Below are 15,828 nucleotides of genomic sequence, written 5' to 3'. Positions count from 1 at the left end.
ACATTCGATACACGTCCTAGGTGGTCGCCCCGCTCCCCGACGGGCTCGGAGACGGTGTGCGGTCGCCGGGGCGCTGCCAGGGGCCGCCGCGGTCGTGCATGCCGCCGCCCATGCCGCCGGCCCGGCCCATGCCCGTGAAGTCGCCCGAGAGCGCGCCGGACGCGGTGAGCTTGCCGTTGTCGCCGCGGGTGCCGATCAGGACGGCCTTCGCGTCCTTCTTCAGCGCGTCGGAGTCGCCGCGCACCTTGACGTCCGAGCCCACGGTCCACGTCCACGACGCGCCGTCGTCGCTCTTCACCGTGACCTGGTCGCCGTCCACCTTCTCGACCGTGCCCCGCTGCCAGACCCGCACCACGTACGTGCCGGTGTCCGGGTCCTTGACGGTCGTCTCGCCGTGCACGCCCAAGCCGCCCATCCCGAACCAGCCGCGCCCGGGTCCGTGCCCGTCCGGTGCGGAGGGCGACGGTGCGCCGGAGGCGGCCGGGGATACGGCGGAGCCGCCGCCCGAGCCGGCGGCGAAGGCCACCGTGCCGCCCAGGGCGAGCGCTCCGGCGACGAGCGCCACGGTCACCGCGCGCACGCGGAGCGACTGGCGGCGCCACAGGCCGCGCAGCGGCGTGCCCGGCTCACGGTCGGGTCCCGGCCCCGAGAGGACCTCCGACGGGGCTTCCCACTCCGGGGCGGCGGCCTGCGGGGGACGGTCGGGCATCGGCGGGATCGACGGTGCGGTTCCGTCGACGTCACGGCGGTTTTCCTGCTCCGGTTCGTGCGTCACGGCTCGCTCCCATCGGCGAACGGCACGCGGCATCGCGCGATGCATGCCTCTCTGTGAAGTGTGGTCGTCCGCCGATAAGAAGCCGGTAATCAGTCCCTGTGAATCCGATGAATCCGCACGGGTGGATCCGGCGCGCCGGCGCCCCTCCCGCTACGGCAGTTCCTGGGCCCGCGCGATGAGAAGTGCCACGTCGTCGTGGTTGTCGGGGTGGTGGAGTTCCCGCAGCAGCAGGTCGCAGACCTCCTCCAGCGGGCGGGCCGGGCCGTCGAGCAGGGCCAGCAGTTCGTCGAGGCGTTCGTCCAGGGAGTGCGAGCGGGTCTCCACCAGGCCGTCGGTGTAGAAGACCAGCTCGTCGCCGGGCTCGAAGTCGACGGTGGTGGTGGCGAAGGCGACCCCGCCGACGCCCAGCGGGACCCCGGTGGGCAGATCGAGGAGTTCCGGCGGACGGCCGGGGCGGACCCGGGCCGGGGGCAGATGGCCGGCGTTGGCGATCCGGCACCGGCGCAGATGCGGGTCGTACACGGCGTACACGCAGGTCGCGATGGAGTGGTCGAGGCCCGACGTGGTCTTGTCGAGGTGTTCGAGGAGGACCGCCGGGTCGAGGCCCAGTGCGGTCAGGGTGGTGGTCGCGGTGCGCAGCCGGCCCATCGTCGCGGCCGCGTTGATGCCGCTGCCCATCACGTCGCCCACCACGAGGGCCGTTCTGCCGTCGTCCAGCGGAATGACGTCGAACCAGTCGCCGCCCACCTCGACGGTGGCACCGGCCGGCTGGTAGCGGGAGGCGACCTCCAGACCGGGGGTGACCCGGGGATGCGTGGGCAGCAGGCTGCGCTGGAGGGTCAGGGCGGTGGTGCGGGCGTTCTCGTACCAGCGGGCGTTGTCGATCTGTACGGCCGCCCGCGCCGCCAGTTCCCGGGCCAGCAGCAGATCGTCGTCGTCGAAGGGCGCCGGATTGCGGGTGCGCTTGAGATCGAGGGCGCCCAGCACCTCACCGCGCGCGATCAGCGGCACGGCCAGGTACGAGTGCACCCCGGCCCGGCCCAGCAGCACCGCGGCCTCGGGGGAGGGCGCGATCCGGGCCAGGTCCTCGTCCTTGACCTGCGGGACGACGACGGCCTCCCCGGTCCGTACGCACCCGGTGATCAGCCGGTCCGGTGCGTACCGGGCGACGGTGCCGGGGGCGTCGGCGGCCTGGACCGCGTCCGCGTTCTGTTCCGCGCGCACGGCGAGGGCCCGGAGCGCGGCCGCCTCGGCCGGGCCGAGGGTGCTGCGCCGGCCCTCGACCACCGTGTCCAGCAGCTGGACGGCCGCCACGTCGGCGAGCTCCGGCACGGCGACGTCGGCCAGCTCCCTGGCGGTGCGCTCCAGGTCGAGGGTGGTGCCGATACGGGTGGATGCGTCGGCGATCACGGCCAGCCGGCGGCGCGCGTTCTCGGCCTCGACCCCGGCCCGGTACGGCTCGGTGATGTCCACCACCGAGGTGGCCACGCCCAGCACGTTGTCCAGCGCGTCGTCCAGCCGGTAGACCGACACCGACCAGATGTGCTCCTCGTCCGGGTCGGCGGGCGTACGGCCCACCGCGGAGTGGTCGATGACCGGGTCGCCGGTCCGCAGCACCCGCAGGTAGGCCGACTCCAGGGCGTCGGCGTCCAGCGAGGGCAGTACCTCGCGGATCGTCCGCCCCACGTGCTCCTCGGCCGGGACGCCGTTCATCCGCTCCATCGCCGGGTTGACCGACACGAACCGCAGGTCCGTGTCGAGGACCGCCAGCCCGATGGGCGACTGCTTGACGATCCGCTCGGACAGCGCCACGTCCTGCTCCAGCCGCCGCACGGTCGACTGGTCGGCGGCCAGGCCCAGCGCGAACACGTCGCCGTTGTCGTCCATCAGCCGCATGTTGCGGAACTCGACCACATGGGTGGAGCCGTCCTTGTGCCGGATCGGGAAACCGCCGGCCCAGCTCCGCCCGGTGGTCATCACGTCCGCGAACAGCTTGCCGACCAGTTCGATGTGGCGCTCGTGCACCATCAGCCGGGCCGCGTACCGGCCGAGCGCCTCCTGCGCCGAGTAGCCGAACAGTTCCTCCGCCTGCGGGCTCCACAGCACGATCCGCCCCTTGGCGTCCAGCACGACGGAGGCCACGCTCAGGACGTCCAGCAGCCCGCCCGGCCGCACGGGTCCGCGCACGGGCTCCCGGCCCCCCGGCACCGAGGCCTCGGCTGGACTCATCGCACGCACCGCCTTCGGACTTCCGTACGGCACGCCGTCCCCCGTGCCGACTCTCCCTGTTCTATCGCGCTCACACCCGACTCTCCGATGTCACCGCCGACTTTTCCACCATCTCTCAACACGGCGGCATCCGTACGGCGAAGCGACCACAGGGGCGGCAGGGGCGTGAGTTCACCTTCCCGTCCCGCCATTGGTCTGTACATGACCATCGGGCCCGCGCCAGACTGACCGGCGCACGCGCGTCCCACACCCCGATACCGAGGAGTAGGCTTCCATGCCCGCGTCCACCCGGCAACGTTGTCGCGCAGGCCTGACCGCCCTGGTCGCCCTCGCCACCACCATGGTCCTCGCGACCGCCGCCCCGGCCTCCGCCGCCGACACCTGGACCGAGACCGGCTCCGACCACGCCGATGCGCTGACCGAGAGCCAGGGTCTGACCTCGGTCGAGGTCCCGGCCAACAGTCCCAACCGGTACACCGGCATCGGCACCATCCCGCTCAGCGTCTCCAGCCGCGGCTGGAACCACGTCGGCGACCCCGACGAGTCCTACGACGGCTACTACGTCGAGCCCTACCAGGCGGACTCCGGCACCGCCAAGATGTACCGGGTGCAGGCCCCCGACGGCACCTGGTCGGAGTACGTCCACACGCTCGCCTCCGGCGAGGCCCTCAACAACTCCTGGTCCGCCATCACGCCCGACAGCCAGTACATGCTCTCCGGCGAGTACGGCACGATGACCCGCTTCCTGGTCTTCCCGACGCCGGGCGCCAACAGGAGCACCTCGCCGTCCGCGAACCTCCCGCTCGCGTCCGTCGTCAACCTGGACCACGCCGTGCGTGACGTGCAGGGCTGCGACTTCTCCGGCGCCACCACCCTGCTGTGCTCCTCGGACGACCCGGACGGCAGCCTCTTCGGCTACACCAAGCCGCTCCTGCAGATCGACCTGTCCGCCCAGCCCGGCTCCGCGAACGTCACCGGGCACGTCACGGCGTTGCGCCAGCTCCCGCTGCGTAGCTCCTGCTCGGGCACCTTCGAGGCCGAGGGCATCGACTACGACCGGCGCACCGGCACCCTGCGGGTCATCGTGATGTCGCCCGGCTTCTGCGTGCTCACGGACAGCAAGACCTACAAGTTCACCCGGAGCTGAGCCCGCGGCCGCCTGCCGCGGCGGGTGGTGCAGGGCCCGGAGATCGGTGCTTTTCTGTTGGCATGGCGTGGTTCGCGGGGGAACCCGTGCTACCGCGCCGTTGCCATGAGAGGAGCGATCACGATGGTCCGTGAGCGACAGCACGAGGAACCCGTCTCGCTGGAGATCAGCGGACGCAGCAAGGAGGACGCCCGGATCGTGTTCGACGCGCTGTGCCAGTGCTTCGAGTCCGACCGGGCCGCCGAGGACGTACCGCAACAGCTCCACGAGACCCGCCCGATGGTGTGGCTCGGCACGTTCGAGGTCACCGACACCCACGAGTGCACCCCGCCGCCCCGGCTCTCGGCCCCGGTCGAGGCCGACGCGCAGGGCGGTTACTGGGCGATCAGCCGGCTCCAAACGACCCTCGACTCCCTGTTCACCGTGCGGAACCTGTCGTCCGCGTCGGGGGACCAGGAGAGGGAGTTGCATGTGCTGCTGGAGAGCCGGGGGGCTTAGGGCACCGGCTGAAGATCCAGTGATATGTCACATGCCACCACCTCTGCCATTGTGCAACTAGTTGCATAAACCGTGCGCGGTCCTCTACAACTACGGTGACGACACCGCGCACGGAGGCCCCCATGAGCCGTTACCCGAACCTGCTGAAACCCCTCGACCTGGGCTTCACCACACTCCCCAACCGCGTGCTCATGGGCTCCATGCACGTGGGCCTGGAGGAGGCCGAGCGCGGCTTCGAGCGGATGGCGGAGTTCTACGCGGCCCGGGCCCGCGGGGGAGTGGGCCTCATCGTCACCGGCGGCATCGCGCCCAACGACGAGGGCCGGCCGTACGAGGGCGGCGCCAAGCTCACCACCGAGGAGGAGGCCGGCCAGCACCGGGCCGTCACCGAGGCGGTGCACCGCGAGGGCGGCCGGATCGCGATGCAGATCCTGCACTTCGGCAGGTACGCCTACCACCGCGACCTGGTCGCCCCGAGCCCCCTCCAGGCCCCGATCAGCCCCTTTCCGCCCCGCGAGCTGACCGACGCCGACGTCGAGCGCACCGTCGACGACTACGCCCGCGCCGCCCGCCTCGCCCGGCAGGCCGGCTACGACGGCGTCGAGATCATGGGCTCCGAGGGCTACCTCATCAACGAGTTCATCGCCGCGCAGACCAATCACCGCACCGACCGCTGGGGCGGCTCGTACGAGAACCGGATGCGGTTCCCCGTCGAGATCGTCCGCCGGGTCCGCGAGGCCGTCGGCGACGACTTCATCATCGTCTACCGGCTGTCCATGCTGGACCTGGTCCCCGGCGGCTCCTCGCTGGACGAGGTGATCACCCTCGCCCGGGCCGTCGAGGCCGCCGGGGCGACCATCATCAACACCGGTATCGGCTGGCACGAGGCCCGCATCCCCACCATCGCCACCTCGGTCCCGCGCGGCGCCTACACCTGGGTCACCAGGAAGCTGATGGGCGCCGTGTCCGTCCCGCTGGTCACCAGCAACCGCATCAACACCCCCGAACTCGCCGAGGAGCTGCTCGCCGAGGGCTTCGCAGACATGGTCTCCATGGCCCGCCCGATGCTCGCCGACCCCGACTTCGTCAACAAGGCCGCGGCCGGTACGCCCGAGGCCATCAACACCTGCATCGGCTGCAACCAGGCCTGCCTCGACCACACCTTCAGCGGGAAGATCACCTCCTGCCTCGTCAACCCCCGCGCCTGCCACGAGACCGAGCTGGTCCTCGCCCCGACCCGGCTGAAGAAGCGCGTCGCGGTGGTCGGCGCCGGACCGGCCGGCCTCGCCTGCGCGGTGTCCGCCGCCGAACGCGGCCACGAGGTCACCCTGTTCGACGCGGCGGCCGAGATCGGCGGCCAGCTGAACGTGGCCCGCAGGGTCCCCGGCAAGCAGGAGTTCGACGAGACCCTGCGCTACTTCCGCCACCAGCTCGACGCGCACGGCGTGGACGTACGCCTGAACACGACCGTCGAACCCGAGGACGTCACCGGCTACGACGAGGTCGTGGTCGCCACCGGCGTCACCCCGCGCACCCCCGACATCCCCGGCGTCGACCACCCGCGCGTCCTCGGCTACCTCGACGTGCTGCGCGACAACGCCCCCGTCGGCGACCGGGTCGCGATCCTCGGCGCGGGCGGCATCGGCTTCGACGTCGCCGAGTACCTCACCGACGGCGGCGACAAGGCGAGCGAGGACCCCGAGACGTACTTCAGGCAGTGGGGCGTCGACATGGAGTACCAGGTCCCCGGGGGTCTGGCCGCCCCCGAGCGCCCGGCGCCGCCGCGGACCGTGCACCTGCTCCAGCGCAAGGCGAGCAAGGTCGGCGCGGGCCTCGGCAAGACCACCGGCTGGATCCACCGCACCGAACTCAAGCACCGGGGCGTCACCATGGTCCCGGGCGTGCAGTACGACCTGATCGACGACGCCGGTCTGCACGTCACCATGGACGGCGAGAGCACGGTCCTGGAGGTCGACACCGTCGTGCTGTGCACCGGGCAGGAACCGCGCCGGGGCCTGTACGAGGAACTGGTCGCCGCCGGCTGCAGCGCGCACCTCATCGGCGGTGCCGACGTCGCCGCCGAACTGGACGCCAAGCGGGCCATCAAGCAGGGCACCGAGCTGGCGGCCGCCCTGTAGCGCCCGTCCCTAGGATGAGCCCATGTCACTCCCGCACGCGATCCTCACCGCCCTGCTCGAAAGGCCGTCGTCGGGGCTTGAGCTGACCCGCAGGTTCGACAGGTCGATCGGCTACTTCTGGTCGGCCACGCACCAGCACATCTATCGCGAGCTCGGAAGACTGGAGGCCGAGGGCTACATCCGCACCCTGCCCACCGAGCAGCCGGCCCGTGGGCAGAAGAAGAGCTACGAGGTCCTGCCCGCGGGCCGCGCCGAACTGGCCCGCTGGACCGCCGCCTCCCAGGACCCCAAGCCGCAGCGGGACGTGCTCCTGCTGCGGCTGCGCGCGGCCGCGGTCGTCGGCACCGACGGCCTCGAAGCCGACCTGCGCCGCCATCTGGAGCTGCACCGGCGGCAGCTGGCCGAGTACGAGGAGATCCAGCGCCGCGACTTCCCACCGGGCAAGGACGCCCCCGAGGACCGGCTGCGGCACCTGGTGCTGCGGGCCGGCATCGACCTGGAGACCTTCTGGACGCAGTGGCTCGGCCACGCCCTGGAGGAGTTCGGCGAACTCCCCGACCCGTCCTAGAGCCGGTAGGGCTTCGAGCGCTTGCGCAGGTACCAGCCGGTGGCGATGACGCCCGAGCCGACCAGCGCGGCGCCGATGCCCAGGGTGAGCGGGCCGTAGTCGCGGGCGGCACCGCCCAGACCGCCCATCACGCCGCGGGCCGGCGCGGCGGGCGCGGCCGACCTGGTGGCGGAGTTGGTGGTGGAGTTGGTGGTGGAGGAGGTCGTCGGCGCGGCGGGGGCGGACGAGACGATCACCGACTGGGTGCCCGCCGTACCGCCGTTGGAGCAGACGACGACCACCGTGTAAGTGCCCGGCGACACCCCCGACCAGGCGGCGGACTGGCTCACCGTGGTGCCCGCCAGGGCCACCTGCCGCCCCTGGGCGAATGCGGTCTGACCGCTGTTGAGCAGCGAGGCGTTGCCCCAGCTGCCGTTGGACTGGGTGCAGGCGCTGGTGACCACCGAGACCGTGGTACCGATGGTGCTCACCGAGATGCCCGAGAGCGCGGCGGACGGGCCGGCGAGCCAGGTCGGGAAAGCGGCGGCGGCCGCCAGGGTCAGGCCGGAGCGGAGGAGAGGTCGTGTAGTGCGCATGGTCTGCCCTCCGGCGGCACGGTCGGCGGAACGTCCCGTGCGCCGCCGGAGGTGGGGAATCTCCCGTGCTGCCTCAGGTTCAGCGAAAGGGGCCCGGGCGGGCCCCGCACCCGGAGGACGACCGGCCAGGTGACTTCTTCCTCCGTCCGGCCCAGGCAGGGATGCGCGTCCGGCTCCCGTCAGGCCCCTGTCGTCACGGTCCGCTCCGCCGACCAGCCGCCCCAGGTGCCGTCCGGCAGCCGTGCCCGCAGCCGCACCCGGTGGCGGACCCCATGGTCCCGGCCCACATAGAAGCTGTAGGTCGACCGTCCCTTCGGTGGGGTGCCGCCCCAGACCAAGGAAGTGGTCGTACCGCCGTCGAGGCGGATCTGGTATTCGGTGACCACACCGTCCACCTGCGGCGGGTCCCAGGCCAGATCCAGGTAGCAGGCCCCGCTCTCCTCGTGGGTCCGCGCCGTGACCGCGGTCGGCGCGGTGTCCCGGCCGTCGCCGCTGCCCGGCGTGGTGAGGCGCACCGCCGCACTCGCGGGCGAGAGGTTGTCGGCCGCGTCCCGGGCCCGGACGGTGAAGACATAGCGGGTGCCCGGCCGCAGCCCCATGACCACGGCCGCGGTCTGGTTCCCGCCCACACTGTGGATCTTGGCGCCGCCCTGCCAGATGTCGTACGACACCACGGCCCGGTCGTCCGTCGAGGCGCCCCAGGACAGCTGCACGGCACTACTGCCCACGGCCCGGCCCACCGGCCGCGCGGGCCGCGTCGGCGCCGAGCGGTCGGCGGCGGCCATCGCGGGGGTGGTCGCCCGCACCGCACGGCTGCGCGGCCCGAGGCTGCCGTCCCCGCCCCGGGCCCGCACGGTGAACACATACGCGGTGGACGGCCTGAGCCTGGTGACGTCCACCATGTGCTGGGAGCCGGGTACTTCCTCGACCTTCGTGGTGCCGCGATACACCTCGTAGGCACGGATCCCGGAACCCTCCGCCAGCTCGTTCCACATGACGTGCACGCTGGTGGCGCTCCCGGCGGCCGCGGTCACCCCCGTCGGGGCACCGGGCAGCCGGCCGCTGTCGCCGTCGGCGGCCCCGCCCCGGCCGCAGGACGTCACGAACAGCAGGGCGCAGACCGCGACGGCAACTCGGCGCACGGTTCCGCCTCCCCGGGGACGGCAGCACGGTAATGGTCCGGACCAATATGGACCGCCGGGATGCGGACATCAAGAGGGCCGTATTGCGGACGCCGGGGGAGAGTTACGTATGCTGAGGGTCCTGCGGTCGAACTTCCCGGGAGAACAGGGGAGTTCGCGCCTGTGGCGCGGAACGCTGTCGTCGCTGATCCCGCGCCGGCACGGGCGGCCGGGGCGGTCTGGGCCGACACCGGCTCAGCGCCCCGGCCCTCGGCGACCGCTCACGAAGTGTCAGTTTCGTTGCGCCGAACGGCCCTGTACGGCCCTCACGTGCTGGCCCGGCCGCCGGACCCGCACCATCTTGTTCCGGGTGATTCCATGTCCCCCACGAAAAGGGTCCCTCATCGTGCGTGTCCAGTCGCTGACGCTGGCCGCGGCCGGCGCCGCCCTGCTCGCCCCGGCCACACTGCCCGCCCCCGCCGCCTCGTACGCGGCCCCCGGTGACCGGCACCGGATCTCCGCCGCCGACCTGCTGGCCCGGGTGCGGGAGTGCACCCAGGTCTCCAGGGGCCGCTACCGCTCGGATGCCGACACCGCCGCCACCGTCCCCGTGTGCGGCACCCGGCAGGCCGTCTTCTGGAAGGCCGACCTCGACATCGACTGCGACGGCCAGCGCACCGCCCACTGCAACCGCGGAGCCGACCCGGCGTTCACCGCCACCACCGCCTACCAGCAGTCCAACGGCCGTCAGCTCAACGCCGAGAAGCTGCCCTACGTCGTCGTGCCCGGCCCCAGCGGCCGCTGGAACCACTGGGCGGCCGGCATCCGGGGCGGCGCGCTCGCCGCGGTGATCTACAAGGACCGGGTGCAGTACGCGGTCGTCGGCGACACCGGACCGCGCGACATCATCGGCGAGGCCTCCTACGCCACCGCGAAGGCGCTCGGCGTGAACCCCGACCCGCGGGTCGGCGGGGTGGCGTCCGGCGTCACGTACATCGTCTTCAAGGACTCCGGGATCCAGCCCATCGAGGACCGCGCGGCGGCGGAGGCGGAGGGGGAGCGGCTGGCGGAACAGTTCGCCGAGGGCGGCTGACCGGCGGGCCGGCCGCCCCCCGGCGGTGCGGGTCAGACGGCCGCCCAGCCGTTGTCCACCGGCAGGATCGCGCCGTTGATGTTGCTCGCCGCGTCCGAGGCCAGGAACACGATCGCAGCGGCCTGCTCCTCGGGCTCGGAGACCTGGCCCACGTTCCCGAAGTACGGGCCGAGCGCGGCCGGCCCGTGCGCGCCGTCCTCCAGGTCGAGCTGGATGCCGGTCCTGGTGCCGCCGGGTGCGATGGCGTTGGCCCGGATGCCCTGGTTGCGGTACATCACCGCCAGGTTCTTGGTCAGGCCGACGACACCGTGCTTCGAGGCCGTGTAGGCGGCGCCCGCGGCGCTGCCGCGCAGGCCGGCCTCGGAGGCGGTGTTGACGATCGCGCCCCGGCCCGCCGCCAGCATGTGCGGCAGCACCGCCCGGGTGAGCAGGAAGGGCGCGGTGAGGTTGACCCGTATCACCCGCTCCCACTCCGCGTCGCTGACATCCGCCAGCGCCGACATCCGGTCCATGATCCCGGCGTTGTTCACCAGGACGTCCACCCCGCCGAACCGCTCCACCGCCGTCGCGACCACCTCGTCCACCACGGACTGCTCGCCGAGGTCGCCGGTGACGGCCACGGCCGTACCGCCCGCCTTCTCGATCTCCGCCACCGCCGTGCTCGCGGCCTCGGCGTTCAGGTCGGCGACCAGGACCCGTGCCCCCTCCCCGGCGAAGGCCAGGGCGGTGGCGCGCCCGATCCCCGAGCCCGCGCCGGTGACGATGACGCTGCGCCCGTCGAGTCCGCTGGCCATGTGGTGCTCCCATCAGGTGGTTCGAGGGCGCTCGGCGCCCGGTGCGGTCACACCATACGACTTAATGTCGGCAAGTGACATAAAGTCGCGACCTGAATTTTCCGTCACACCGCCGACTCGGGGACAATCTCGGTGCAGCAGCCACCGGCACGGGAGGGACAGATGACCGCAGGGGGACGCACGGGACGGCCGCCCCTGACCGAGGAGCGCAAGGCCGAGATCAGACTGGAGATCGCCCGCGCCGCGGTGGACCTGTTCGTCGCCCAGGGGGTGGCCGCGACCACCGGCGAGCAGATCGCGCAGGCGGTCGGCGTCTCGGCACGCACGGTGTGGCGCTACTTCCCGAGCAAGGAGGCCTGCGTGCGCCCGCTGTTCGCGGCCGGCATCGAAGCCGTCGCCGACTGCCTGCTCGCCTGGCGCCCCGGCCAGCCGCTGGAGGAGGCCTTCGCGCACGCCGTACCGACCGACAGCCGGCTGGTGCGCAGCCCGGACCGCGCCACCATGGGGGCCCTGGTCCGGCTGACCCGTGTCGAACCGGGCCTGCGCGCGGAGTGGCTGCAGTCCTACGACGAGGCCGAACCGGCGTTCGCCCGCGCCCTCGCCGAACGGTGCGGGCTGCCCGCCGACGGTCTGCGGCCCACCATCCAGGCGGCCATGTTCAACGCGGCCCTGCGCGCGGCCGTGGAGCACTACGCCTGGCGCGTCGCCGACGAGGCCATGGACCCCGTCACGGCCGAGGCCGAGCTCACGGCGACCATGCGCTCGGCCCTCGCGGTGGCGGCGGAGGGGCTGGCCTAGGGACGGCTGTTGTACGCCTCCGCCCGCAGCGCCGGACGGCCCGTGGCGAGGGCCCGCGACGGCCAGGACGCGCTGACCGTCCGGGACTCGCCGGGCAGCAGCCACAGGTAGTTGTGGCTGTAGAGCGTCGGCAGCACGCGGTGACCGTTCGCCTCGTCCAGCAGGGACAGCCGGACCATGGCGGCGACGGCCGGGCCGCGGTTGCGGACGGTGGCCGTCAGGGAGTGGCGGTCCCCGGTACGGGACACCAGGCCGACCGAGACGGACACGTTCACCCGCGGCATCTTGCCGAGCGCCTGAAGGGCGGCGGGGGCGCGGTGGCGCCAGTACGTGTTGCGGGACAGCTCCCTGCCGGCCGCGTCCGCCAGGGTCAGCCGGAGCAGGTGCAGGTCGGGCAGGTCGTCGGTCCACTCTGCGGCGAACGCCCCGGCGGTGGCGGACCGTGCCACGTCCACCCTCGCCGACCGGCCGTTGCCGAGCTGCCGGCCGGACAGGTCGTACAGCCGGGCGGTGACGGTGGCGCCGTGGAGGTCCGCGCGGGTGTGGTTGACCGCGAGGACCTGCCACTTCACCGGATCGGCCTGGACGTGCAGCGGTTCGCAGGCCGAACGGGCGCCGTAGTACGTGCCGTTGACGTCGAAGTCGTAGTCGTAGGTCTGCCAGACGGTGCTGTGCCAGGCCGGGTGGGACATCCACAGCATGAGGCCGGTGGCGTTGTCCCAGAGGTTGGCGTTCCAGGCCTCGAACATGGCGCGGGTGTTCTCGAAGTTGACGAACTGTGCCTTGCGGGCGAAGTCGTCCAGGCCGGTGGCCGCGCCGAGGCGGGTCTCGACGGCCGCCTTGTAGTTCTGCGGCGCCTGGTTTCCGCGCTCGCTCCAGTCGTGGTAGTACCAGGCGCCGCCGATCGGCCACTCCGGCTCGTCGCCCGTCAGGTTGCGCAGGCTCGCCGCCGTCGAGACGACCGGCATGCCGATCTCGGTGTGGAAGCCGAAGTCCTTGCTGCCGTAGGTGGCGGGGTCGAAGTACTTCTCCGGCTCCACCCAGCCGTAGGGACCCCCGCCCGTGACGATGCCGCCCGCCGAGTTGTTCTGGTACAGCAGACCGGGCACCTGCTGCTCGACGGCCTCGCGCATGCCCTGGTCGATCGCGGCCGGCGGGTTGCCCTCGTTCGCCCCGCACCAGACGGCCACACAGGGATGGATGCGGTAACGCAGCACGGTGTCCCGGGCGATCGCGTTGAAGGCGTCGTGGTCCGGCGGGTCCATGCCCCAGGCGTTCGGGAAGTCGTTCCAGACGAGGATGCCGTGCCGGTCGCAGGCGGCGAAGAACTCCTCCCGGTCGCTGCTGCCGACCCAGTTGCGGATCATGGTGAAGTTCATGTCGCGGTGCATCCGCACCGCCGCGTCCATCCGCTCCAGCGGCATGCGGCGCAGCAGCTCGTCCCAGCCCCAGTTGCCGCCGCGGGCCAGCACCGGCACACCGTTGACCGTGATCTTCAGCGGATCGGGGGCGTTCGACACGGACTTGACGTCGGTCCACCGCTCGCCGTCGGAGGACACCCGGATGACGTACGTCTTCGGGTACGCCGTCTCCCAGATGATCGCCACCCGGTCGAAGTCCCGCGCGGAGCCCAGGTCCACCTGGATCCACTGGTGGTCCTCGTACTGCGAGGACCAGCGGGTGCCCGGGTCGCCGTCGGTGGCGTTCGAGGCGGGGTGGTCGGACTCCTCGGTGGAGGCCGTCGCCGTCCGGTGCAGGGCGAGGTCGGTGCTGGGCCCGGCGCTGTCGACGACGGCGAGGGACCACAGCGAGTTGCCCCAACTGGTGTTGCGCAGCCCGCAGTCGATACGGACGTAGTGGGCCGTCTGCCGGTCGAAGTCCTCGACCTGGAGGCTGGCGTTGCCGTCGTTGAACGGCAGCGGCACGGCCGAGTTGTCCACCGCCCGCACATCGGTCCACTCGGTGCCGTCGGCGGAGACCTGCACCACGAAAGTCCTCGCGTACGCCCGCTCCCAGGTGAGGTCGACCCGGTCGAAGGACTGCACCGAGCCCAGGTCGACGCTGATCCACTGGTCGTCCTCGTACGCCGAGGACCAGCGGGTGTCCGCATCGCCGTCCGTCACGTGGGCCGGCCCGTGGTCGTCGCCGTCCGTGCTGGAGGCGTCGGCGGGCGCGTGCAGGGCGAGGTCGGTGGCCTGCCGGGCGCTGTCCCGTACCGCCAGGGTCCACAGCGAACTGCCCCAGGAGGTGGCCCGGGTACGGCAGTCGATGCGGACGTGCCGGGCCTGCTGCCGGTCGAAGGTGACGGACTGGGTGTACGCGTCACCGGACGCGGTGAACGGCAGCGGCACCTGGTACTCGTAGCCGAACTGGCGGATGCCGAAGCGGGCGGTGCGCCGGTCGCTCTCGGTGCCGTCGACCGCCGCGGTGAGCGTGAGGTCGTGCAGGTCCGGCTCGCCCAGACCGTTCGGCCACCACAGCCGGGGGTCGCGCAGCCGCAACTGCCCGAAGGTGTCGGGGGCGAAGACGACGTCGACGCTGCCGCCGGCCGGCACGGTGACCGCCCTGGAGACCCGGACCTCGCCGAACGCCGCGGTCACCGTCGCCGTGTGGTCCGTGGAATCGGCGTTGCGGACGGGCACGACGACGGTCAGTTCGGCGACGGAGACGTCCGGCAGGTTCGGCAGGACCGTGTCCACGCGCGGGTCGCCGATGACGACCTGCCCGGTGGATCTGAGCCGGACGTGGTTCCAGATGCCCGCCGCACGGTCGCGGACGGCCGGCATCCAGTCCCAGCCGGAAGAGGCCAGGTACGTGGGGGAGTTGAGGTTCATCTGCCCGGCGCCCGCGTCCACCCACGACTCGCCCAGGGGGCCCTTGTCGCCGGGGCTGCCGGGCACGGGCATCGGGGTGATCCGGACGGCCAGCGCGTTCGCGCCGTCCGTGGCGAGCAGCCGGGTCACGTCGTGCGAGGAGCGGGCGAACGGATAGGTCAGGTCGCCGACATGCTCGCCGTTCAGCCAGATGCCGGCCGTGTGGTTGACGCCGTCGAACTCCAGCCAGATCCGGCGGCCGGGCCCGGTGCGCAGGCCCCGCGGCAGCCCGAAGTCCCGCCTGTACCACCAGGAGTGCCGGGAGAGTGCCTCGGGGATGCGCAGGTTGTTCAGGCCGGACACCGGGTCGGGCAGCCTGCCCTGGTCCACGAGGGATCCCAGGACCGTGCCGGGGACGGTGGCGGGCAGCCACCTGCTGGTGTCGACACCGGTCTTGGACAGAGCGGGGCCGTCCGCGCCCGCCCAGTCGTCGAGGGTGAGCCGCCAGCCGGACTCCACCGGCACGGTGCCGTCGTCGGCCACGGTCAGCCCGGGAGCCGCGCCGTGCCGGGTGCCCCAGTCGGTCCAGCCCGTCGCCGGGGGGCGGTGCCCCTGGGGAGTGCCGTACACCTCGAAGCCGTTGAGGCCCAGCGGGAGGGGGCTGGAACGCTTGCGGCACGTCATCCGCACCCAGCGCGCCGGGGCCGGGCGGGGCAGCTGGACGTCCACCACGCCGCCGGTGCCGGCCGTGGTGCGGTGGACGCTCGTCCAGGACTTCTCGTCGAGGGACGTCTCGACCAGGAAGTCGAGCGCATAGCTCGACAGGATCTCCTTGCCCGTGGTGCCGTCGGCCGGGTTCCCGGTGGCCGGCGGTGTGAACACCGGGTCGGCGGCGTCGGCTTCGAAGGTCAGACGGATCCGGGTGACCTCGCAGGCCGCCTGCAGGTCCACGGCGATCCACTGCGGGTCGCCGTCCCCGGCCCGCCAGCCGCTGCCCCGCACGCCGGGCACGGTGAGGCTGTCGACGGCGAAGGACCCCGGGGTGGCGGCGTAGGCGGTCGAGGAGACCGAGACGGGCCGGTAGAGCGCGAGTTCATCAGGCGTGGCGGGTTTGGCCGGGGTGCCGGTGGGGGCGGCGGCCGCGGCCGGCACCGGGAGCACCGAGCCGAGTCCGAACCCGGCCAGCAGGGTGGAGCCCGTGGCGACTATGGAACGCCGCGACGGATTGCGCGACGGAACCGGCTGATCGGTCATGATTCTGACGTCCCATCAGAGAGCG

General features: G+C 72.5%; 12 protein-coding genes. 6 read left to right on the top strand and 6 right to left on the bottom strand.

The genetic code is table 11. The features are described 5' to 3' along the window. Positions 1–16: 16 nt before the first annotated feature. Together ACZ4UV_RS22780 and ACZ4UV_RS22775 are read right to left on the bottom strand one after the other, a co-directional pair. A complete protein-coding gene (locus tag ACZ4UV_RS22780; protein WP_467840171.1) occupies positions 17–775 on the bottom strand; it encodes a hypothetical protein in 759 nt (252 codons plus the stop codon). A gap of 150 nt (positions 776–925) precedes the next feature. Next, a complete protein-coding gene (locus tag ACZ4UV_RS22775; protein WP_451016547.1) occupies positions 926–3,004 on the bottom strand; it encodes a SpoIIE family protein phosphatase in 2,079 nt (692 codons plus the stop codon). 274 nt (positions 3,005–3,278) lie between these two features. On the opposite strand from ACZ4UV_RS22775, the gene ACZ4UV_RS22770 reads away from it, so the two are divergent. From ACZ4UV_RS22770 to ACZ4UV_RS22755, 4 genes are all read left to right on the top strand, one after another. Then, positions 3,279–4,151, top strand: a complete 873-nt coding sequence (locus ACZ4UV_RS22770; protein WP_451016546.1) for a hypothetical protein — start codon at positions 3,279–3,281, stop codon at positions 4,149–4,151. Between the two features lie 123 nt (positions 4,152–4,274). Then, complete coding sequence (locus tag ACZ4UV_RS22765; protein ID WP_390039353.1) at positions 4,275–4,649, top strand: hypothetical protein; 375 nt, start codon at positions 4,275–4,277, stop codon at positions 4,647–4,649. Positions 4,650–4,771: 122 nt separating this feature from the next. Then, entirely contained in the window at positions 4,772–6,787 is a 2,016-nt protein-coding gene (locus ACZ4UV_RS22760) for an NADPH-dependent 2,4-dienoyl-CoA reductase (RefSeq protein ID WP_467840166.1), read from the top strand. Positions 6,788–6,809: 22 nt separating this feature from the next. Further along, on the top strand, positions 6,810–7,355 hold the full coding sequence (locus ACZ4UV_RS22755) for a PadR family transcriptional regulator (protein WP_451016545.1): 546 nt from the start codon (positions 6,810–6,812) through the stop codon (positions 7,353–7,355). Here the strand turns inward: ACZ4UV_RS22755 and ACZ4UV_RS22750 are convergent. Further along, positions 7,352–7,930, bottom strand: coding sequence for a hypothetical protein (locus ACZ4UV_RS22750; protein ID WP_451016544.1), 579 nt, complete (start codon positions 7,928–7,930; stop codon positions 7,352–7,354). The two genes, ACZ4UV_RS22755 and ACZ4UV_RS22750, sit on opposite strands and share 4 nt — an antisense overlap. 179 nt (positions 7,931–8,109) lie before the next feature. Then, positions 8,110–9,072: a fibronectin type III domain-containing protein gene (locus tag ACZ4UV_RS22745; RefSeq protein ID WP_451016543.1), complete on the bottom strand. Its 963-nt coding sequence runs from the start codon at positions 9,070–9,072 to the stop codon at positions 8,110–8,112. 385 nt (positions 9,073–9,457) lie between these two features. On the opposite strand from ACZ4UV_RS22745, the gene ACZ4UV_RS22740 reads away from it, so the two are divergent. Further along, positions 9,458–10,144, top strand: a complete 687-nt coding sequence (locus ACZ4UV_RS22740) for a glycoside hydrolase family 75 protein (RefSeq protein WP_451016542.1) — start codon at positions 9,458–9,460, stop codon at positions 10,142–10,144. Positions 10,145–10,176: 32 nt separating this feature from the next. Here the strand turns inward: ACZ4UV_RS22740 and ACZ4UV_RS22735 are convergent, their stop codons facing one another. Then, entirely contained in the window at positions 10,177–10,938 is a 762-nt protein-coding gene (locus tag ACZ4UV_RS22735; RefSeq protein WP_451016541.1) for an SDR family NAD(P)-dependent oxidoreductase, read from the bottom strand. Positions 10,939–11,100: 162 nt separating this feature from the next. Here ACZ4UV_RS22735 and ACZ4UV_RS22730 point away from each other — a divergent pair, with 162 nt between their 5' ends. Further along, positions 11,101–11,736, top strand: a complete 636-nt coding sequence (locus ACZ4UV_RS22730; RefSeq protein WP_451016540.1) for a TetR/AcrR family transcriptional regulator — start codon at positions 11,101–11,103, stop codon at positions 11,734–11,736. On the opposite strand, the gene ACZ4UV_RS22725 is transcribed toward ACZ4UV_RS22730, so the two are convergent. Then, complete coding sequence (locus ACZ4UV_RS22725; protein WP_467840162.1) at positions 11,733–15,803, bottom strand: discoidin domain-containing protein; 4,071 nt, start codon at positions 15,801–15,803, stop codon at positions 11,733–11,735. The genes ACZ4UV_RS22730 and ACZ4UV_RS22725 overlap by 4 nt on opposite strands. Positions 15,804–15,828: the final 25 nt, after the last annotated feature.

The organism is Streptomyces sp. NPDC028289 (assembly GCF_055565975.1).
This window is presented reverse-complemented; position numbering and strand designations above follow the sequence as displayed.

Coding starts and splice junctions, on each gene's coding strand:
- ACZ4UV_RS22725 (WP_467840162.1), bottom strand. CDS start 15,803: ATGACCGATCAGCCGGTTCCGTCGCGCAATCCGTCGCGGCGTTCCATA.
- ACZ4UV_RS22775 (WP_451016547.1), bottom strand. CDS start 3,004: ATGAGTCCAGCCGAGGCCTCGGTGCCGGGGGGCCGGGAGCCCGTGCGC.
- ACZ4UV_RS22770 (WP_451016546.1), top strand. CDS start 3,279: ATGCCCGCGTCCACCCGGCAACGTTGTCGCGCAGGCCTGACCGCCCTG.
- ACZ4UV_RS22755 (WP_451016545.1), top strand. CDS start 6,810: ATGTCACTCCCGCACGCGATCCTCACCGCCCTGCTCGAAAGGCCGTCG.
- ACZ4UV_RS22735 (WP_451016541.1), bottom strand. CDS start 10,938: ATGGCCAGCGGACTCGACGGGCGCAGCGTCATCGTCACCGGCGCGGGC.
- ACZ4UV_RS22765 (WP_390039353.1), top strand. CDS start 4,275: ATGGTCCGTGAGCGACAGCACGAGGAACCCGTCTCGCTGGAGATCAGC.
- ACZ4UV_RS22750 (WP_451016544.1), bottom strand. CDS start 7,930: ATGCGCACTACACGACCTCTCCTCCGCTCCGGCCTGACCCTGGCGGCC.
- ACZ4UV_RS22760 (WP_467840166.1), top strand. CDS start 4,772: ATGAGCCGTTACCCGAACCTGCTGAAACCCCTCGACCTGGGCTTCACC.
- ACZ4UV_RS22730 (WP_451016540.1), top strand. CDS start 11,101: ATGACCGCAGGGGGACGCACGGGACGGCCGCCCCTGACCGAGGAGCGC.